Consider the following 19,515-nt stretch of genomic DNA (forward strand, 5'->3'; position numbering starts at 1 on the left):
GCCGGATTTCGGTACCGCCGGATTTCGGCGCGCGCAATGGATGGTGAACACCACACGGATCCCGCTGAGTCTCCCCGGACGGGCCCGAGAATCATGTTCTGACCCCGACGCCCGGACCACCAGGAGCACCCGTGTTCGGAGTGGCCAGAATTCTCGCCGCCCTTGTCCTCGCTGGCGCCGCCGTACTGACGGTCAGCACCTCCGCGTCAGCCGCGCCACCTGACCCGGTAATTTTCGTCCACGGCTTCAACGGTTCGGCCTCCACCTGGACCGACATGGTCGCCGACTTCCAGGCCCACGGCTATTCCTCGTCCGAGGTGGACGTCTTCGTCTACGACTCGCACCAGTCGAACGTGACCACCGCGAACCAGCTGGCCACCAGGGTGTCCGCCGTGCGCGCGGCGACCGGCGCGGCAAAGGTCGACCTGGTCACCCATTCCATGGGCGCACTGTCCTCCCGCTACTTCCTGAAGTCCCTGGGCGGCACGTCGGTCGTCGACGACTGGGTCTCGCTGGGTGGGCCGAACCACGGGACCAGCACCGCGGTTCTGTGCTCCTGGCTTTACACCGCCTGCTCCCAGATGAGCCCTGGTTCCTCCTTCCTCACCACGCTGAACGCCGGTGACGAGACGCCCGGAGCGGTCAGTTACGGAACCTGGTGGTCGTCCTGCGACGAGGTCATCAATCCCGATTCGAGCGTTCCGCTCGCGGGCGCCGCGAACAACGCCGCCGGCTGCCTCGGCCATTCCGCGCTGCATGACGACGACACCGTCGCCGCCGCGGTGCGGGCCTTCATCGCCTGAGCGTCCGGGCCTGCTCGGGTCGGCCCGAGCCAGGCCCGAGCGATCCGCCGCGGGCGGGAGACCCGGGTGCCCGGGTGGCGACGAGGCCACCCGGGCACCCGTCCGCAGTGCCATGACCTGCGGGTTTGCCGGAACGGGTAGAACTGTGTCGATCTCGGTGCTGATGGTCGTGGCCGGCTGACAGAACCCCCTCAGACTCCGGTACCTTGTGCTCTGCCGGAAGCGTTCCGATCTCTCTGGCTCATGCCAGTCGCGCGGTTCCTGCTGTGCGAAGCCACCATCGGGCGCTCCGTCACGAACATGAGGAGCTGGGTGATCGTGAGCGATTTCCGGCGCCGGACAGCGCTGGTGACGGGCGCGTCCTCGGGCATTGGAGCCGCGCTGGCCGAGGCGCTCGCCGCCCGTGGAGCGGATCTCGTTCTCACCGCCCCGGACGAGGAGCGGCTCGTGCTGGTGGCCGACCGGCTGCGAGCCCTGCACGGCGTCGCCGTCGAGACGATCGCGGTCGACCTGGCCTACGAGGACAGTCCGGACCGGCTGGCGGAGAAGGTCATCGCCGCCGGGCACGAGATCGACACCCTCGTGAACTGCGCCGGTTTCGGAACCCGCGGCCGTTACGACGAGCTCGCCGCGGAACGGGACCACCACGAGGTGATGGTCAACGTCGTCTCCGTCGAGCGGCTGACCCACCTGTTCCTTCCCGCGATGGTCGAGCGCGGCCGTGGCACGGTGATCAATGTTTCCTCGACCTCGGGGTTCCAGGCTGTCCCCTACATGGCCGTCTACGGTGCGTCGAAGGCGTTCGTGCTCTCCTTCTCGATCGCGCTGTGGGCCGAGTACCGGTCGCGGGGCATCAGGGTGCTGGCGCTCTGCCCGGGCCCGACCGACACGAACTTCTTCGACGCCCTCGGCTCGCGAATGAGCGCCGGAGGGCGGCTGCGCACCACGGACGAGGTCGTCACCAGCGCGTTCAGGGCGCTCGACAACGGCCAGCCATATGTGATCGACGGCCGGTTGAACTATCTGACCTCGAACGCGTCCAGGTTGCTCGGCCGCGGGCTCGTCGCGGGGATCACCGCGCGGTTCCTCGGAGTGGGCGGCCACGGCTGACCCGGTGGCGGGGCTGCCCGACCGGGGCCGGCACGCGCGGAGTCTCCGTGCCCTGGACAAGCCGTCGTGGGGCGCGACGATAGCGACCATGGACGCATACCAGCGAGCGTATGAGGACTGGCTGACCGATCCGGAGGCCTTCTGGGGCGCCGCGGCGCGGTCCGTCACCTGGACCCGCCCGCCGCGCCGGATCCTGGACCGCGACCGGCCCCCTTTCTACCGCTGGTTCCCCGACGCGGAGCTGAACACCAGCGTCAACGCCCTCGACCGGCATGTGGAGGCCGGCCGCGGTGAGCGGACCGCCCTCGTCTACGACTCGCCGGTCACCGGGACGGCCCGCCGCTACACCTTCACACAGCTCACCGAGGAGGTCGCCCGGGCCGCCGGCGCGCTCGCCTCGCTCGGAGTCGGCCGCGGCGACCGGGTGATCATCTACCTGCCCATGATCCCGGAGGCGGTGGTCGCGATGCTCGCGTGCGCGCGCCTCGGTGCCGTCCACTCGGTGGTCTTCGGCGGTTTCGCGGCCCCCGAGCTCGCCGCCCGCATCGACGACGCCCGCCCGAAGGCCGTCGTGGCCGCCTCCTGCGGCATCGAGCCGACGCGCCTGGTGCCGTACAAGCCGATGCTGGACGAGGCCATCGACCTCGCGGCCCACAAGCCGGCGGCGTGCCTCGTCGTCCAGCGCGAGCAGCAGCGCTGTGCGCTCGTCGCCGGTCGGGACCACGACTGGGAGCACCTGGTCACGGCGGCTCCGCCGCACCCGCCGGTGCCCGTCGCGGCGACGGACCCGCTGTACATTTTGTACACGTCGGGAACCACCGGCCGCCCGAAGGGGATCGTTCGCGACAACGGGGGCCACGCCGTCGCGATGGCCTGGTCGATGCGCAACGTGTACGGCATCGGGCCCGGCGACGTCATGTGGGCCGCCTCCGACATCGGCTGGGCGGTCGGCCATTCGTACACCGTCTACGCGCCCCTGCTCGCCGGAGCCACGACCGTCCTCTACGAGGGGAAGCCGGTCGGCACCCCCGATGCGGGGGCGTTCTGGCGGGTGATCGCCGATCACGGGGTGAACGTCCTGTTCACCGCGCCGACCGCGATCCGGGCGATCAAGAAGGAGGATCCGGGTGCGGAGCTGGTCGGCCGCCACGACCTCTCGTCACTGCGGGCGCTGTTCCTCGCCGGTGAGCGTCTCGACCCGGCCACCTTCGACTGGGCCACCGGCGCGCTCGGCGTGCCGGTGATCGACAACTGGTGGCAGACCGAGACGGGGTGGCCTGTCGCCAGCTCGCCGTTCGGTCTCGAACGCCTCCCGCTGCGTGCCGGCAGCGCGTCCGTGCCGATGCCCGGATACGACATCAGGGTGCTGGACGCGGAGGGCGCGGAGGTTCCCCGCGGAACCGAGGGCGCCCTCTGCCTGCGGCTGCCCCTGCCACCCGGTACGCTGCCCACCCTCTGGGGGGACGACGACCGTTACGTGGCGTCGTACCTGTCGGCGTTCGACGGCTACTACCTGACCGGCGACGGCGGCTTCCTGGACGAGGACGGCTACGTCTTCGTCCTGGGCCGTACCGACGACGTCATCAACGTGGCCGGTCACCGGCTCTCGGCGGGCTCGATGGAAGCGGTGCTGGCCGCTCATCCGGCTGTGGCGGAGTGCGCTGTCGTCGGGGTGGCGGATCCCTACAAGGGGCAGGTGCCCCGAGGCCTCGTGGTGATCAAAAGCGGTGCCGAGATCACGCCGCAGGCACTTGAGGCCGACCTGGTCGCGCGCGTCCGCGCCGAGATCGGCCCGGTGGCCTCGCTGCGTCGGGTCGACGTGGTCGCCGCGCTGCCGAAGACCCGATCAGGCAAGATCCTGCGGCGGGTCATGCGGGAGCTGGCCGACGGCCGTTCGCCGGCGATCCCGTCCACGATCGAGGACGCCTCGGTGCTCGAGGCGATCCGGCCCGTGCTCGTGCCCGACCCGCCGGTCAGTGGTCGTGGTCCGCTGAGTCCCGGTGGTTGACGTAGTCGTCGGCGACCAGGTCGAGCCCGTCGGGAGGGTAACCGAGTTCCCGGCGGACGGAGCGGCGCCCGACGAGCAGCAGGTGAAGCATGTAGATCGGGACGTCGGCGCCCTGGCACCGCTGGTAACCCATCGTGAACCAGGTGTGCGCCTCCTGGAGCAGGTCATGCTCGGCGAGGGTCTCCGCCACCACCGCGTACACGTCCGGGTTCCTCGACCGGAGCGCCCTGATCTCGGCGCGGGTGGCGGCGGCCTCGTCGCCGGGCTTTCCGGGGTGCGCGTCCCCGCCCGCCTCCGGGGCCTCCCCGGGGCCCGGAGGCTGCCCCGGGGGATCGCCGGCGATCGCACGAGCCTCCCGGCGCGCCCTGTCCCTGGCCATGAGCGCCTCGTGCAGCCACACCCGGGGATCGATGTCCTCCGGCACGCCGCCGCTGGCCGTCGCGGCCGCGGCGGCGGCCAGGGCCTCGCGGCAGCAGCGCACAGCGTCGTCCCACCGGTCGGCGAGACCGTACTGGCCGCAGGCGTGCACCAGGAGGCCCGCGGCGGTGATCTGGCCATGAAGCTCGGGCTGACCGGCGAGGTCCTCGAACCGGGCCGCGGCCTCCTCGTGGCGGCCGTCACCCGCGGCGATGAAAACGATTTCTTCGACGTCTTCCTCGGTGAGCACGTCAGCCATTGTTCCCTGCCCTGCCCGCGGCTCCTCACCGGGGCGGTGCTGACTGCCGCGGGCAGCTGGGACGCGGGCAGCTGGGACGTGGGCAGCCGGGGCGTGCCGGCTACACGGGCTGCCGAGGAAGGCGGCGCCGAGCGGCGAAACCGAGGTCGGCCCGGTGGTACCAGGCCAGATCGGGCTCGCCCTCGATCCAGCAGAGGAGAACGCTCTCCCCGTCGAGAACGGCGGGAAAATCGATCAGGAGCGGCGCGGCACCCTTGACCTGGATACCGTGTTCGGGAAACCAGGCGAGCGCCTCGGAGAGCCAGGCCTGAAGAGCCTTCATCTCGGCGAGGCCGCCCTTCGGCGACGAAGCGCCGTCTGCGAGCGCTGCGCTCAGTTCGGTGAGATCCGCCCGGCGCGCCACGAACTCGGCGGCGCGTTCGTGGATCTCGGGCATCAGAGCACGGGCCTCGTCGACGGAGAAGATCTGGTCCACGCAGCAAGTCCATCATGTCCCGGCGGGAAACCGCCGGATTTGCTGGCACCGAACGGCACATACGTTCGTGGGCCGAGGAAGGCCCTCCCTGGACGCCACCGGCGGCAGATCCGCGGGCACGGGCGGGATCAGGTGCGGCGCGCCATCTTGAGGGTCTTCTCCAGATGTTCCCGGTCGGCTTCGGTCGAACGTCCGTTCGTGGCCGCCGCGGGAATCTGGTGCCCACCGCCGAGGACGAGATCGGTGGTGTGGCGCAGGCCCATGTCGCGCTGCTCGACGTCCAGGATCGCCTCCTCGACGCGGTAAAGTTTCTCGATCTTGGCGACCTTGGCCTCCACCTGCGCGGCGACGATGCGCAGCCGCCGCTCCGCTTTCGCGAGGCGCCGTTCAAGGCGGCGGTCGACCAGGTTCGGCATCGGCTCGTCGCGCTCGGTCGGGTCGTGCAGGTACAGCTCGACGACCACGGCCACCAGCGGGATGAGAGCGGTGAGCAGGAAAGCCGGGCCTTCTCCGGTGTCGCCCGACGCACCCTGGATACGGACCAGGATGCCCGCGATCGACAGCAGCAGAAAGACGAGCGCGGTGATGGCGAGCGCGGCCACGGAGGTGCGTGAGGTGACGAGCTGCTCGCGGATCTCACCGTCCACCCGCACCGTCCCGGCGTCCGCGGCGCGCAGGAGCTGGGACTGGGCCCGCGCCAGGATCGCACCCTTGATGGCGTGGGCGAGCACCATGCCGGCGATGAACACCGCGATTCCCAGGATGCCGCCGAGGAACCAGCTGATGCTGTACTCCTCGGCGTCGGTGATGACGCTGTAGGCCTCGGCGAAGACGGTGAAGTCGAGAGCGGCCAGCACGACCATGACCAGGGACCGGACCGCCGGGGCGGCGTGCAGCTGGGGAATGCGCTCCTGAATGCCGACACTGCGCCACAGCCGGCCCTGTTCCACCTTGTGCTTGACGAGTTCGGTCCGGCGCTCGCGGCGTTCCGCCCGGGAGTCGATCTCCATGCGGAGCCCGGCAATCAGCTCCTCGAGTGTCCGGGCGTCCGCGCGGACGGCGGCCCGCACCTCCTGGACCTCGGCCTCTTCCAGACTTTTGAGGACCTTCGGGCGCGTCTCGGCTCCGGCCAGCGCGATATCAGTGTCGCCGACCTGACGGATGAGCTGCTTGGCGAGGCGTCCTGGCCGATTTCCTCTGCGCAGCACCTGACAGTCTCTCTTTCCGGGTTCGGGTCACACGGAAACGGGGTCCGGAGTCGGGCGTCCGACGACGTGCGGTGTATCGGTCAGTCAGTCGATCGGACGGGCGAAGGTCCCGCCCACGAAGCAGAGCATGGCGCAGACGATTCCGAGCACCGAGGCGACCATCGCCTCGCGGGCGCCTTCCGTTTCGTCGCCGGCGAAGAACATGGTCAGGACGAGGGTTCCGACCCCGACGACGGCGCCGATCGCGCCGAGCATGAACCGGCGGGCGATCGTCTCCCGGGGCGGCAGAATGGACAGGGCGTCGATCGGCGCGATCCGGCCGGCACGCGCCCGGTTGCCGACCCGGCGGCGGATGTCGCGCAGCCGGAAGGTGTTTCCGGCGATGAAGAAGCTCACCGCCGTCACAATCATCGATCCGGTCACCGAGACCCGGGCGAACGGGGATGACAGGGTCAGCCAGACCCAGGCTTCCAGCAGCGCGAGCAGGACCAGGCAGGTCGCGATGACCACTGTCGACCGCATCAGCGCGGGGCTGAAGTGCTGCTCCTCGGGTTCGAACAGGGCACCCATCGGCGGTCTCCTTGCGGTTGCGCCGGCCGTCCGCGGCGGGAGTGCCCCGGCGGTGGGCGGTCCTGCGGTGGGGGTTCCTGTGCCGGCCGTGCCGGCTGTGCCAGCCGTGAACGCGCTGGCTGTGAAGGGGCCTGGCCTGAACGTACTGGCGGTGAACGCGCCGGTGGACGCCGTTCCGCCGGCGCGTCCGCCGGCACGCGGCGGCCGTCCCGGCTCTGCCTCCGGCATCGGTTTCGGCCCTGGCCCGAGCACCGGCCCCGGCTCCGGCTCCGGCTCCGGATGATCAGTCCAGGTGTCGGAGGCGATCTCAGCCGCAGTCACTGCTGATCCGTCGGCACAGCTCGCCCCGAAGGTAGCGGGCGATGTCCTGCTGGGGCTTGGTGACCGCCCCGGCGTTCACACCGATGAAACGGACCCTGCTGTCCGCGATCGGGGTGAGCTGCTGCGTGTCGGGGGAGAAACAGCGCCGCACCATCGCCTCGGCGATCTGGATGGACGCCTTCTTCCCGTCGACGTTCAGGCAGTCGGACGCCTCGCCGGACCCCAGGAGATCACTCCAGACCACGACGGTCACCGCGCCGATGCTGACTCCGGGGCCGCCCCGCAGCGTCGCGATCTCGTCGTTCACCCCGGCGAGCAGGGGAGTGACGCTTCCGGTCGGGCTGACGCGCTCGCTCTGGACGAGGTGGTCGACCTCCTCGGTGAGCGCCTCGACGGCCGCGACGCGGTCCTTCTCCTCGCGGGTCTCGTTGTTCCGGTCGATCCTGAACAGCTTGCTGCCGTCGAGACAGTCGGAGTGGGTGAGGCCAGTGGTCCCGCCACTGCCGGCGACGAGACGGATGTACTGGCCCTCCCGTAGCGCGGTGTCGAAGTACGGCCGAACCGCCTGGGAGATCCGGGCCGCACTCGCTGCGGAGTTGTCCGAGATGTCGAGGTAGAGCATCAGGAGCGGGGCACTCTGGCCGCTTTCCGGCGGATCGTCCTGGTACCGGCTGCAGTCGATGGCGCCGCCGGTCTCCCGTCCGAGCATCGTGTCCATGGCGCCGCAGCCGGCGAGCGCCGGCGCGGCAAGCAGCAGTGCGGCTCCCGCCAGCACACCGGCGGCGTGGCCGAGCCGGGGGTGGCCGGGGCGCCGGCGGCCGGGGCGGGGGCGGCTGCGTCCGTTGCACATCCCGGTCACCTCAGCACGATCTCTACCCGGCGCCGGCTGGCATCCGCGACGTTGTCGGCGGCACCCTGCTCGCCTCTGGCGAGGACCTCGAGCAGCGAGGTCGGGATGTTCTGCCCGGCCAGATACGCCTGGACGGCGCTCGCGCGCCGCCGGGAGAGCTCGAGATTGTGCTCCGTGGACCCGAGCCCGTCGCTGTACCCGACGACCTGGACGCGCCCGTCATGCTCGCGGATCTGGGGAACGATGCCGGCGAGCGCGGTGGCGGCCTCGGGCCGCAGGACGTCGCTGTCGGCGTCGAACAGGTAGTCCGCACTGACCGTGGAGACCCGGCTGCCGTCGGCCTGGGTGATGAAGCTGCCCAGCGGTGGGAGCGGGTCCGCGACCACGGCCGGTGGCACTCTGGTGGCATGCGGCGCAGGGGTGAAGGTGGACGCGGCGGCGTCCTTGGAGCAAGCTGCTGTTAGTCCCAGGAAAACGGCGAGCGCGAGCGGTGCGCACACCGAAGTTCCGGGTAGCCGGCGTCCTCTGGACACGGCACGTCCGGCGGTGCGAAACGCGTGATACACGGTCGGCCCCCAACAGCGAGTGCGGCGCCAACCATAACCGTGCCGAATAGGCCCGCTTCACCCAGGCTTGGGTGTTGTGTCAACAGTGGGATGGGGGGGTTCTGTGTTGACGTCGCGAGGGCTGTGGTGCCGGCTGTCGGCGGTCGGGGTCGCCTCGTTGGTGCTACCGGAGAATCCGGTTCACGCGCTGTGGTCCGGGGTGTGCGCCATGGGCGCGGAAAACGTGCATCCCACAGTTCCGGGGTGTTCTGTCGTATTTCATGCCGAATTTTGCGAGTGAACTCGGTGCCCGTCGCGAGGGCTCCGGCCGTGGGGCGGTCAGCCCTGGAACGGCCGTTGTCGAAGTGGGTGGAGCGGGAGTGGCCGGCGCTCGCGTGGTCCGCACCGTCGGTCGACGGCGGACCCGTCGGCCCGTCGGCCCAGCAGCCGGCTGGCTGGCTGGACCGACGGGCCGACGTCAGCCCGGATCCGGAGACCCCGCCGAAGGTCGAGGACGCCCCACAGCGTCATGACGGAGTCGGCCCGGGAGCCGGAGCCGAGGAGCGTGGGCCGTGCCGGCTCCGAGGCTCAGCGACGTCGGGACGCGTTGACCGCGAAGACCGCCAGCGGCGGGATGAACATCGCGACCGCCATCATGCCGAGCGCCACCGGAACGGAGTAGAGCCGAATGACCGCGCCGGAGAGCACGAACAGCGCCAGGCACAGTGTCATGGAGATCAGGTACCTGCGCCGTGCCGGCCGGTCCGCACCCCACGAGGGCAGCGCGTCGTCATCCGACCAGGCACTCCAGGAACTCGGCTGGCCGGGTGGCCCGGTCTGTGCCGGGTCGTCGGCCCAGCCGAAGGCGTCCGTGGGATCGGAGCGGCGGCGTGAGCGCCGCCGGCCGCCCGGAAACCTGCGGCGCCCGGCCTCGTCCGGCTCGCCCGGGAAATCCCGGCCGGAGGCGTAGTCGTTGCCGACTCCTGCTCCCGCGCCGGAGCCGGCCCGGTCGCCGGCCGGCGACCGGGTGCCCGGCCCGGTGCCGTCCGCCGTGGGGGTCCAGCCGTCCGCGGCCGGGCTGTCAGCAGCCGTGCCGGCCGCGGCCGAGCCGCTCGTACCCGAGCCGCTCGTACCCGAGCCACCCGCGCCCGGGGCCGGCCGGCCGTTCGAGCCTGGCCGGCCGGTTGCCGGATGCCGGCCGTCCGCGGCCTGGCGGCCGCCGGGCGCGCCCTGCCCGTCCGACGGTCGGATTCCACCGGAACGGCCCGGCTGCTCATAGCCATCGAGCAGGTGGGCGAGCCACAGATCGTGGGCGCGCCGCATTCCGGGATCACTGAGGACCCGGTATGCCGCGTTCACCCGGAGGAACGCGCGTTGCGAACCACCGGCATCCGGATGCGCGCGCTTCACCACGCGGCGATAGGCAGCGTGGACTTCCTCGTCCGAAGCCGTGGGTGCGATCCCGAGCACCTCGTACATCGAGGCCCGCAAGTACTGGGCCGACTGGCTTTTTGGCGTATCACGCATGGCGATCACCTCCCGGCGCCCGTGCAGTGGGGCGTCGCGTCGACCTGGTCCCCACCGTAGGCCGGATCTCGCGGATCGGCCTGTCCCGGTCGCGGTGAGCGGCACCACGGCTAGCCCGAAGGTCGGTCGCCGTCAGTGCGGTCTGGCCGTGACGAAGATCGACGTCGACGGAACGAACCGCCCCCGAAGGGGGCCCCACTGGCCCCACTCCCGGTCGTGACCCTCAGGCCATTCCGGCTCGATGACGTCGATGAGCAGCAGGCCAGCGGCGACGATCTCCCGGATGCGGTCGCCCATCGTCCGGTGTGCCTCTACATAGACGGGCTTGCCGCCGTCGGAATGCTCTGTGTACGCCCGTCGGTCGAAGTAACTGTGGAAGACGACTAGCCCGTTGGCGTCGGGGGCATCCGGCAGGCACCACACGAAGGGGTGGGTGGTCGAGAAGACCCACCGGCCTCCCGGACGCAGGACACGGGCCACCTCGCTCATCAGCGCGGCGCTGTCGGCGACGAACGGGACCGCTCCGAACGCCGAACAGGCGATGTCGATGCTCTCCGACCGAACCGGGAGAGTGATCGCATCCGCCTGGACGAGCGGAACCGGCACCCCGGTGCGTTCGTTGAGCGCGCGCGCCTGGGCGAGCTGGCCGGTGGACAGGTCGGTGGCGATGACCGTGGCGCCCTGGCCGGCCAGCCACCGCGAGCACTGGGCTCCGCCGCAGCCGACCTCCAGCACGGTTCGTCCGGTCACGTCACCGAGCAGGTGGACGTCGGATTCGCGCAGTCCCTCCGGACTCCAGCAGAAGTCGACGTCGCCGAGGAAGTCTCCGTGCTCGGCGTAGTAGGCGGCGGCCTCGTTGTCCCAGTAGTGCCGGTTGGCGGCCCTGGCGCCGTCGGAGTCGATGTCGGTGTACCCGTAAGCGGGGCCGGTGGAGATGTTCACGGCCGACATGCTCGCATCACGCCCCGCCAGGGCCGGGCCCGCCGGTTCCCGTCTCCTCCCGCCTGTCAGGCGGGAGGAGACGGGCCGTACGCGTCAGCGGGGCAGCGGAGCGGAGGCGAGAACCGCGCCTGTCGGCTGCGTGGAACCACCGGACGGCTCGACCGTGACCTTGATCGAGGTCATCCCCTTCCTGACTGTCATGAACCGGGTGCTTCGCCCGGCGTTGCCCGCGACGATGCCGGCTGACTGGACACCCTTCGCATCCGCCGCCCAGAGCTGGTAGACCCGTCCGGCGGGGAGCGGGGGCAGATCGCGGATGTCGACGAACACCCTGTCCGCCGTGGCGACCACCGCGAGGTTCCCGCCACCGGTCATCGGCTGCGCCGTCCGGGCCGCCAGCTCCGACGTGACCGCGCTGAGGTCCGCCGCCTCCGCCCGCACCTCGGTGAGCTGGCGACGTTGGTCGATCGTCACCCCGGTGACGACGCCGAGCGCCACGAGGGCGATGACGGCGGCCGCGCTCGCGGCGATCGCCACCGCCAGCGGGCGGCGCTGGCCGCGGCGGCGCTGGTCTGACAGGGCCGGCGGGAGCTGGCGGGTTGCCGCGACCTCCCGCAGGACCGCCGCGCGGAGCGGGGCCGGCGGCGTCCGCGGCACCGCGCCGCCGAGGACACCGGCGACGGCGCGCAGCCCGGCCAGCTCCGCCGCGCACTCCGGGCAGGCGGCGAGATGCGCCTCGATCTCGGCGCGGTCGGTGCCGTCCACCGCGTCCAGCGCATAGGCGCCGATCAGGGTGTGCGCCTCCGGCGATGTCATGCCCCCACCCCCAGGCAGTCGCGCAGCCGGATCAGCCCGTCGCGCATGCGGGTCTTCACGGTCGGCACCGGTGTCGCGAGCAGCTCCGCGACCTCCCGGTAGGTGTATCCGCTGTAGTAGGCGAGTGAGATCGACTCGCGTTGCAGGTTGGTGAGGCCGTCCAGGCACCGGTCCAGCCGCTCGTACTCCAGGCGCAGCTCGACCTGCTCGACGACCTCGTCGTAGCCGGTCCAGCCATCCCGCGGTGCGGCCGAGGCGACCCGCCGTTCCCGTTCTGTCGCGGCCTGCGCGGACCGCACCCTGTCCACGGCCCGCCGATGCGCGAGGGTGCAGACCCAGCCCGCGGCGCTTCCCCGCGCCGGGTCGAACCGGTTCGCCTGCCGCCAGACCTCGACGAAGACCTCCTGAGTGACCTCCTCGGCCTGGGACGGGTCCCGAACGACCCGCCTGACCAGCCCGAACACTCGTGGCGCGAGCTGGTCGTAGACAGCTGCGAAGGCGTGGCTGTCGCCGCGCCCGGCGCGCAGCAGCAACTGCTCCACGTCCGGCACGCCCTCGTCGGTGGCACCATCGCCGGGGTCATGACCAGCGACAGCGCGCAGGACGCGCCCGTCGTCGTCGGCTTGTCGTTGCATCGGGCTGGTCCTCCGGATCGTGGGAGCGGAGCCGGCCGGGCCGGGCCGGTGGCACCGCCCCCCGCGCCGCGTCACCAGCGGGTCGATCACCGGCGGCTCCGCGGCGGGCGGTGCTCACTCGTACTTCGGCGCCGACCGGCCGGCGGATTGCCCGCGGGCCGGGAAATTCCGCGCCGGCCGGAGCCGCCCCGGGCTACGCCGAGGTGTGGGTGATCGCCTCGCCGATCACCGCGCGGTTCTCCACGATGCTCACCGGGGTGTAGACGACGGTGCCGCCGACGCCGCGGTCGACGAGCCGCCCGCGGCGGCTCTCTCCGACGATCCGGGCCCGGCCCTGGAGGGAGTCCAGGCCGACCTCCCGGTCCGCCGGCCCGAACGGGCCGGTGCCCGCGAGGCCCGCCTGCTGGGGAGCCTCGGTCGCGTACACGCGGACGACCGAGCCGGGCACCGTCGTCCACCGCAGCACCGTCCCGCCGAGGGTGTCGCGGACCTCGAGATCCACCACGGCGCGGGGCCTGGCGATGACCTTCGCGGTCACCTCGGCGTAGCTGTCGGGCCGCAGCCCGTCCGACTCCTCCCCGGCGGCCACCCACACGCGGTAGCGGTAGACGGCGCCGGGCTGCACGTCGCTGTCGACGAAACCACCCTTGAACCCGCGGTACCGCCGCATCGCTCCGCGGACGGACGACGTCTCGTCGTGGGTCCGCTCGATGACGACCTCGTCATGGCTGGGCAGCGGACGCCAGGACAGCACGACGGCGTCGTCGGCCATGTCCGCGCGCAGGGCGGTCACCGGGGGCAGCACCGTCCGTGCCGGGCCGGGTGCCGGCGCCGACCTGGCCGCTCCGGCGGCCCGGGGCCCGACGGCGACGATCTCGTGCCACACGCGGACCCCCTTGGGTACCCCGGCGTCGAACAACTGGGTCGCGGCGGTGCTCCCGAGGCTGCGTTCCCGCCGCCCGGCCGCGGACGTCGGGTCCGCGGTCACCCGGACCACGCGGTAGGTCTCGGCGCCCGGCGCGGGTGCCCAGGAGACCAGCAACGCCCCGTCCTGCTCGGCGACGGTGACCTCCGCCGGCGGCGGCGGGGCGGCGGCGTCCCCCCCGGACCGGCCGGGCTGCGCCGCGGGCTGGCCGGGCTGCGCCGCGGGCTGGGCGGGCTGGGCGGCCTGTGCGGGCTGTGCGGGCGGGTTCGAGGGCTCCGCCGGCGTGCCTGCGGCCGCGGCGGGTCCCGCCTGCCGCGGCCGTGCCGGAACGGGCACCGCGAACGTCGTCGGTGCGTCGGGGTCGGGAAGGGTGGGTGTCTGCCGCCGGGGTTCCGGCCCGCCGCCGCCGTCGGCGCGCGCACGCCAGCCCAGGCCGTCCGCGCGGACGACAGCGCCGGGCGGACCGGAGGCGCCGAGGGGACCGTCGGCCCCGGACGGCGCGCCCGGCGCTGTCGTTCCGGTTCGGGAGCCGGTCTCGCCCAGCCCGGCCCGCTCGGACGTCTCGACCGGCCGGTCCGCTCCGGTCAGGTCGGCGAGCATCGACCGCGCGGCGCCGGCGGGCAGCCGCCGCTGCGGCTCCTTCTCCAACAGGCCGGTGAGGATGCCCGTCAGCGGGCCGGCGAGCCGCATCGGCGTCGGCGGATGGAGCAGCACCGAGGTGAGCATGGCGCCGAAGCTCTCCCGCTCGAACGGGGGACGCCCCTCGACCGCGAAGTACAGCGTGCCGCCCAGGCTGAACAGATCGGCTTCGAAGTTGGCCGGAGCGTTGTTCAGTCGTTCGGGCGCCATGTAGAGAGGAGTACCGAGTACTCCGGTCACGGTCAGTGTCGGGTCGCCGTCGCCGGTCGCGATGCCGAAGTCGGTGAGCACCACACGGCCGTCCGTGCCGAGAAGGATGTTCGACGGTTTCACATCGCGATGGACGATGCCCCGGTCGCGGGCGGCGACCAGGGCGTCGATCACGGCTATGCCGATCTGGGCGACGTCCGACACCGGAAGCGGGCCGGTGTCGCGGACCACCTCGAACAGCGACCGGGACGGCACCAGCTCCATGACGATCCACGGCAGGTCGTTCTCGAGGACGACGTCCAGGATGGTCACCACATGCGGGTGGGCACGCAGCTTGGCGGCGTGCCGGGCCTCGCGCATCGCCCGCTCCACGCGTTCGGCCCGCTCGGCGCTCGGCACCCCGCCGGCGAACTCGATCTCCTTGAGCGCGACCTCGGTCTCCAGAACCTGGTCGAAGGCGCGCCAGACGGTTCCCATCGCGCCGGCTCCAAGCCGGGCCACGAGCCGGTAACGGCCCGCCACGAGCCGTGCGCCACCCGGACCGACTGCCACCTGACCCCCTCGGCCCATATCTGTACCAGGCCAGCATCTCAGGCTGCGGTTGGCGACGGGGCGGCAGGACGGATCGCGGACATCGGGTCAGCGCCGCGGGACCCACAGCCTGACGCCGTCGACGACGGTCGGTTCGAAGCCGACGAGGCCGGTCACCAGGCTGGCGAGTTCGTCGTGCCCCGGGGTGGGGCCGAGGATCACCGCGTCCGGAGCGAGCGCGTCGAAGGCGACGCGGACGGTGGGGTCGGCGAGGACGGCCGCGGCGTCCGCCCGGCCCTGCTCGATAGCCACGAGGACGCTGTTCAGCGGATCCGTCCAGGCGTTGAAGGCAGCGCGGCCGTCCGGGCCCGGAATGGTGCAGTAGCAGCCCGCGAGGCGGAACCGGTACCCGGCTTCGGCCTGCCACAGCATCGCCTCGGTACGCGCCGGATACGGGTAGGGCAGCACCAGGGCCGTCGCCCCTTCGGGAACGGCGTGTACGGCGTCACCGGTGAAGAAGGCGGGGGTGGCCGCCGGCGTCGTGACATGGTCGCGAGGCACCAGGGGAACCAGCATCACCACCGTGACCAGCACCAGCGCCGCGCGGGAGCGACGCTGTGGCGTCCGGTGACGGGCGGTCTGCGGGGGATCGGCCCCGGGTCGGGTCGTCACCCCGGCGGCGCGGTGCAGGCCGACCGCGACGACGATGCCCACGAACATCATCACGTACAGCGCCAGTCGGGACGGCAGCGCGCTGTTGATGACGGGCAGGCTCTCCAGGGGCAGCCAGGGCAGCCGGACCCGGGTCGTCCGCCCGTCGATGTGCAGATGCCCGCCCAGCGACAGCAGCGCCGTCACCACGGCCAGCCGGGAGAACAGAGCGACCAGCGGGTCGCGTCGCAGCACGACGGCGACACCCGCCGCGGCGATGATCAGCGGGAGGCCGAGATAGCCGGTCACCTCCACCGCGTTGCCGGTGAAGCGGCTGCTGTGGCGGAGCGCGGCGTCCGGTGCGAGCCGCTGGGCCGGGGTCGGCGTGACAAAGGTGAACAGGTCGGAGACGGCCACGTCGTGCGGCTGGATGTTCCCGTGCACCCGCTGGGCGCCGAAGAACTGGACGGCCAGCGGCCAGGCGAGCAGCGCGCCGGCGACGATCGCACAGGTCAGCAGCCCGCGCCCGAGCGCGGCGGCCCGGTCCCGGGCGAGCTGGCGGTGGGTCAGCCCGCCGATGAGCAGCCCGAGCCCGCCGACGAGCGCGGACGTCGCCAGGATCTCCTCGGCGATCATGGCCTGCGCCGCGACGGCGACCCCGAGCAGCGCCCCGGTCCGCACCGGACTCCGCCCGCGCACCAGCAGGTCGTCGAGCAGCAGGAGCAGGAGCGGCGGGAAGACGGCGAACGTGAGGTGCAGATGGCCGTACGACTCGCCGATCATGTACGGCCCGAAGCCGTAGAGGAGGCCGGCTACGGCGGCGGGCGGCGCCGACACCCACCGCAGCAGGACCAGGAACAGCATGAAGCCGGACAGGGCCGGGGCCAGGGTGATCAGCAGGTTCAGGCTCACGACCGGGCCGAACGCCGCCGTCACCGGTGCGGCGAGCAGGCCGAGCAGCGGGACGGGCGTGCTCCACAGGATGTTGGTGCCGGCCGGGGCGTTCAGGTGCGAGGTGACGAACGGGTCGAGCCCCTCGACCAGGGCGTGCGGGATCCAGCCGAGATACCAGGCGAAGAGGATCGAGTCGCTGTAGCCGTAGACCACACCGCCGGGATCCGCCCACGCGGCGCGGAAGAGCGCGAACGCAAGGACGAGGTACCCGGCGAGGACGGCGAGCGGCATCCGCGCCGCCCGCGCGCGAGCCGTCCAGCTGGCAGGTGCCGGGTGGTGCCCGGCGACCGTCGGACCGGCTTCGTCCGTGCCGACTGCCATGCCGCTCCCCCTCGCCACGGGACATGCCCGGTGGCCGCGACCCCGTCAGGAAAGCGCCGAAGCCGCATATGGGCGCAGTTGGGGCAATATGGTCCGTTTGTGTGCGGGCAAGACCCTAGTCCTGGTGCAGGCCCGGGTCTCGGGCGAGGGGGCGCTGGTCGTCCCATTCGGCGACGAGCGCCGACCAGGTGCGGTAGCGCGCGACCGAGTAGCGGGGCGAGACCAGACCGCGCGGGTCGAGCACGGCGACCGGGTAGCCGCGCTGGGCTCGGTAGCCGCGCTCGGCGATGATCACGCGCCCGCCGAGCCGGACGGTGCCGATGACGCAGGGCAGCCTCGTCCAGCGGGGCCGCCGCGCTGCCGCCAGGAGGGCGGTGTCGCGCCAGGCGTAGAGGCCGCACAGGCAGTCCTCGGCCGGCAGCAGGTCATGCGGCGGGTCCTGCCCGGACGCCCTGGCGCGCAGGCAGTGTGCCTCGGTCAGACCGTCCGGGCGCCAGAGCAGCATCCCGGACGGGAAGGGCGACCAGGGGGTCCAGGCCGGGCGCAGCAGCCCGTCACCGTCCACCGCCCACTGGCGCCAGCCGAGCAGGCTCACACCGGCGCCGCGGGCGCTGTCACCGGTCCGGCGGGCTCGAGCGGTCGTGCCGGTTCCACGGGTTCTTCTGGTCCCGCGGGTCCTGCGGGTCCCGCGGGTTGCACCGGCGCTGGCAGGGCCGGGACCGGCCCGGGAGCCGTCAGGGGCTCCTCGTCGGGGAATCCGATCGGTTCGTCCTCGACGATGCGTTCAGGCTTGCCGACGTCGCCCATTCCCGCCACGTTCCTCCGACCCCAGGGCTGGGGTCAATGCCCCGATTTGCCCAGTTGTCGACGTCCTCACGGATAGTCCGCCGGGGTGGTTGCGAGGCCCTTGGCGGCGCTTCGGGCCAGCCGCGCCGGGCGCCGGGCCGTCCTAGGCTTGAGCCGTGAAGATTCGCATCGGAGTCGGTTTCGCCTCGGTGCCCGGCAGGGTGTTCGCGGAACGCGTCGACGCGCTCGAGAAACTGGGTGTGGACTCGTTGTGGCTGTCCGAACAGCTCTCGACCGAGGCTGTCGACCCGCTCGCCGGAATGGCCTTCGCGCTCGGCCGTACGAGCACCCTCAAGGTGGGCACGAGCGTCGCGGTGCTCCCCGGCCGCAACCCCGTCCTGCTCGCCAAGCACCTCGCGACCCTGGCGGCGGTGGCCCCGCGGCGCGTGCTCCCCGTGTTCGGGCTCGCACCGGCGCGAAGCGGCGACCGGGGAGCCTTCCCGGTGCCCGCCGGGAAGCGGGGGGCGGTGTTCGACGAGGCACTCCTGCTGCTGCGCCGACTGCTCGCCGAGGACTCCGTGACCTTCCACGGCGAGTTCTTCGACGTCACCGACATCGGGATCGGGGACCGCCCGGCCCGCCCGCTCGACGTCTGGCTCGGCGGCGCCGCGCCGGCCGCCCTCCGCCGCATCGGCCGGTTCGGCGACGGCTGGCTGGCCAGCCTCGTCGATCCCGCCCGGGCCGCCGCCGGCATCACCGCGATCAACGAGGCCGCCGCGTCCGCCGGCCGACAGATCGACCCCGATCATTTCGGGCTGAGCCTGCGGATCGCCTTCGGTGAGCTGCCTCCGGCGACGGTCGCGGCACTGCGGGCCCGGCAGCCGGACACCGATCCGGCGGATCTCGTCCCGCTCGGCTGGGCGGCGGCCCGCGACCTCATCGCCCGCTACACGGCTGCCGGTGTCAGCAAGTTCGTCGTGTATCCGGCCATCGGCGAGGCGGAATGGCCGGAGTTCCTGGACGGCTTCGTCCGCGAGCTGATGCCGCTGCAGACCTGACCGCGCGGCGGTCGGGGCCGGTCAGGAGCAGCCCGGGGCAGGCGGGGCCAGCCAGGTCAGGTGATGGTGGAGCCGCCGTCGACGACGAGGGTCTGGCCGGTGACGTAGCCGCCCGCGTCCGAGGCGAGGAAGATCAGCGCCGCCGTGAGCTCCTCGACGTTCCCGAACCGTCCCGCCAGGATCCTCTCCGTCCGGGACGCGAGGTAGGAGGGCTGGTACTGATCGGTCATCTCGGTCTCGAAGAAGCCCGGCGCCAGCGCGTTCACCCGGATGCCGCGCCGGCCCGTCCACTGCTGGGCGAGGTCGCGGGTGAGCCCGAGCAGCCCGGCCTTGCTCGCCGAATAGGCGGCCTGCGGCAGCCCGCCGGTCTTGATGCCGAGCACGCTCGAGATGTTGATGATGCTGCTGCCCGGCTGCATGACCCGTGCGGCCGCCTGCGCCATCCAGTAGCAGCCGTTGAGGTTGACGTCGATGACGGACCGGAACTGCTCCGGGGACTCCCTGACCGCCGGGTAGGCCCAGCCGACCCCGGCGTTGTTGACCAGGATGTCGACGCGCCCGAAGGCGGTCATGGCCTCGTCCACGAGTCGTTGGCAGGCCTGCGGGTCGGCGACGTCGGTGCCTACGCTGATGGCGCGGCGGCCCTCCTTCTCGACCAGCGCCGCCGTGACGGCCAGGCGGTCCGTGCGCCGCGCGCCCAGCGCGAGGTCCGCGCCGGCCTCGGCCAGTCCCCGCGCGAAGCCGACACCGAGGCCGGACGACGCACCGGTGAGGACGGCGACCTTGCCGTCCAGGCGGAATTTGTCCAGCACCGACATGTCAGCTCCTCGCCTCCGGGCAGTCCTCGGCGGCCCCGCCCGACGTGATCGGACGGTGTGCAGATGGCTACGTTCCGCCGCGGGCCGGTAGCTGGCCCGATGTTCCCGGAGCCCATGATTGTCGGCCCTGATGGGC

Annotated in this window: 18 protein-coding genes; 4 read left to right on the forward strand and 14 right to left on the reverse strand. The window is 72.3% G+C overall.

Going from position 1 to position 19,515, the window contains the following annotated elements; translation table 11 throughout:
• The first annotated feature begins 131 nt into the window (after positions 1-131).
• From B207_RS0123895 to B207_RS0123905, 3 genes are all read left to right on the forward strand, one after another.
• Complete coding sequence (locus B207_RS0123895; RefSeq protein ID WP_018639152.1) at positions 132-803, forward strand: esterase/lipase family protein; 672 nt, start codon at positions 132-134, stop codon at positions 801-803.
• 318 nt (positions 804-1,121) lie between these two features.
• Positions 1,122-1,913 (forward strand): SDR family NAD(P)-dependent oxidoreductase, encoded by a 792-nt coding sequence (locus tag B207_RS0123900; protein ID WP_026311385.1) that lies wholly within the window; start codon positions 1,122-1,124, stop codon positions 1,911-1,913.
• An 88-nt stretch (positions 1,914-2,001) separates the two neighbouring features.
• Positions 2,002-3,921, forward strand: a complete 1,920-nt coding sequence (locus B207_RS0123905) for an acetate--CoA ligase (protein WP_018639154.1) — start codon at positions 2,002-2,004, stop codon at positions 3,919-3,921.
• Here B207_RS0123905 and B207_RS0123910 read toward each other — a convergent pair.
• The 13 genes from B207_RS0123910 to B207_RS0123975 form a co-directional block, all read right to left on the reverse strand.
• Positions 3,887-4,597 (reverse strand): hypothetical protein, encoded by a 711-nt coding sequence (locus B207_RS0123910; RefSeq protein WP_018639155.1) that lies wholly within the window; start codon positions 4,595-4,597, stop codon positions 3,887-3,889. The two genes, B207_RS0123905 and B207_RS0123910, sit on opposite strands and share 35 nt — an antisense overlap.
• A gap of 100 nt (positions 4,598-4,697) precedes the next feature.
• Positions 4,698-5,072 (reverse strand): DUF2203 domain-containing protein, encoded by a 375-nt coding sequence (locus B207_RS0123915; RefSeq protein ID WP_018639156.1) that lies wholly within the window; start codon positions 5,070-5,072, stop codon positions 4,698-4,700.
• A 128-nt stretch (positions 5,073-5,200) separates the two neighbouring features.
• Complete coding sequence (locus B207_RS0123920; protein ID WP_018639157.1) at positions 5,201-6,280, reverse strand: hypothetical protein; 1,080 nt, start codon at positions 6,278-6,280, stop codon at positions 5,201-5,203.
• A gap of 84 nt (positions 6,281-6,364) precedes the next feature.
• Positions 6,365-6,850 carry a hypothetical protein gene (locus B207_RS0123925; protein ID WP_018639159.1) on the reverse strand — a complete coding sequence of 162 codons (486 nt, stop codon included), beginning with the start codon at positions 6,848-6,850 and terminating at the stop codon, positions 6,365-6,367.
• Between the two features lie 307 nt (positions 6,851-7,157).
• Positions 7,158-8,021, reverse strand: a complete 864-nt coding sequence (locus B207_RS0123935; RefSeq protein ID WP_018639163.1) for a hypothetical protein — start codon at positions 8,019-8,021, stop codon at positions 7,158-7,160.
• 5 nt (positions 8,022-8,026) lie between these two features.
• Positions 8,027-8,407, reverse strand: coding sequence for an OmpA family protein (locus B207_RS0123940; protein WP_230205188.1), 381 nt, complete (start codon positions 8,405-8,407; stop codon positions 8,027-8,029).
• 747 nt (positions 8,408-9,154) lie between these two features.
• On the reverse strand, positions 9,155-10,093 hold the full coding sequence (locus B207_RS0123945) for a DnaJ domain-containing protein (protein ID WP_230205189.1): 939 nt from the start codon (positions 10,091-10,093) through the stop codon (positions 9,155-9,157).
• 132 nt (positions 10,094-10,225) lie between these two features.
• Complete coding sequence (locus B207_RS0123950; RefSeq protein ID WP_018639169.1) at positions 10,226-11,044, reverse strand: class I SAM-dependent methyltransferase; 819 nt, start codon at positions 11,042-11,044, stop codon at positions 10,226-10,228.
• 84 nt (positions 11,045-11,128) lie between these two features.
• Positions 11,129-11,851 (reverse strand): anti-sigma factor, encoded by a 723-nt coding sequence (locus B207_RS0123955; RefSeq protein ID WP_018639172.1) that lies wholly within the window; start codon positions 11,849-11,851, stop codon positions 11,129-11,131.
• Entirely contained in the window at positions 11,848-12,486 is a 639-nt protein-coding gene (sigK, locus tag B207_RS0123960) for an ECF RNA polymerase sigma factor SigK (protein ID WP_026311388.1), read from the reverse strand. The genes B207_RS0123955 and sigK overlap by 4 nt, the downstream gene beginning before the upstream one ends.
• Positions 12,487-12,679: 193 nt before the next feature.
• The gene (locus B207_RS0123965; RefSeq protein WP_026311389.1) at positions 12,680-14,812 is read right to left on the reverse strand and encodes a serine/threonine-protein kinase; all 2,133 of its coding nucleotides are present in this window, start codon (positions 14,810-14,812) and stop codon (positions 12,680-12,682) included.
• An 87-nt stretch (positions 14,813-14,899) separates the two neighbouring features.
• Positions 14,900-16,717 carry a hypothetical protein gene (locus tag B207_RS0123970; protein WP_018639177.1) on the reverse strand — a complete coding sequence of 606 codons (1,818 nt, stop codon included), beginning with the start codon at positions 16,715-16,717 and terminating at the stop codon, positions 14,900-14,902.
• Positions 16,718-16,832: 115 nt separating this feature from the next.
• A complete protein-coding gene (locus B207_RS0123975) occupies positions 16,833-17,312 on the reverse strand; it encodes a hypothetical protein (protein WP_018639179.1) in 480 nt (159 codons plus the stop codon).
• 367 nt (positions 17,313-17,679) lie between these two features.
• On the opposite strand from B207_RS0123975, the gene B207_RS0123985 reads away from it, so the two are divergent.
• Positions 17,680-18,561 carry a TIGR03854 family LLM class F420-dependent oxidoreductase gene (locus B207_RS0123985; protein WP_018639182.1) on the forward strand — a complete coding sequence of 294 codons (882 nt, stop codon included), beginning with the start codon at positions 17,680-17,682 and terminating at the stop codon, positions 18,559-18,561.
• Positions 18,562-18,617: 56 nt separating this feature from the next.
• Here the strand turns inward: B207_RS0123985 and B207_RS0123990 are convergent, their stop codons facing one another.
• Positions 18,618-19,379, reverse strand: a complete 762-nt coding sequence (locus tag B207_RS0123990) for an SDR family NAD(P)-dependent oxidoreductase (protein WP_018639183.1) — start codon at positions 19,377-19,379, stop codon at positions 18,618-18,620.
• Between the last annotated feature and the right edge of the window lie 136 nt (positions 19,380-19,515).

This window comes from Parafrankia elaeagni (assembly GCF_000374165.1).
Taxonomy (GTDB): domain Bacteria; phylum Actinomycetota; class Actinomycetes; order Frankiales; family Frankiaceae; genus Parafrankia; species Parafrankia elaeagni.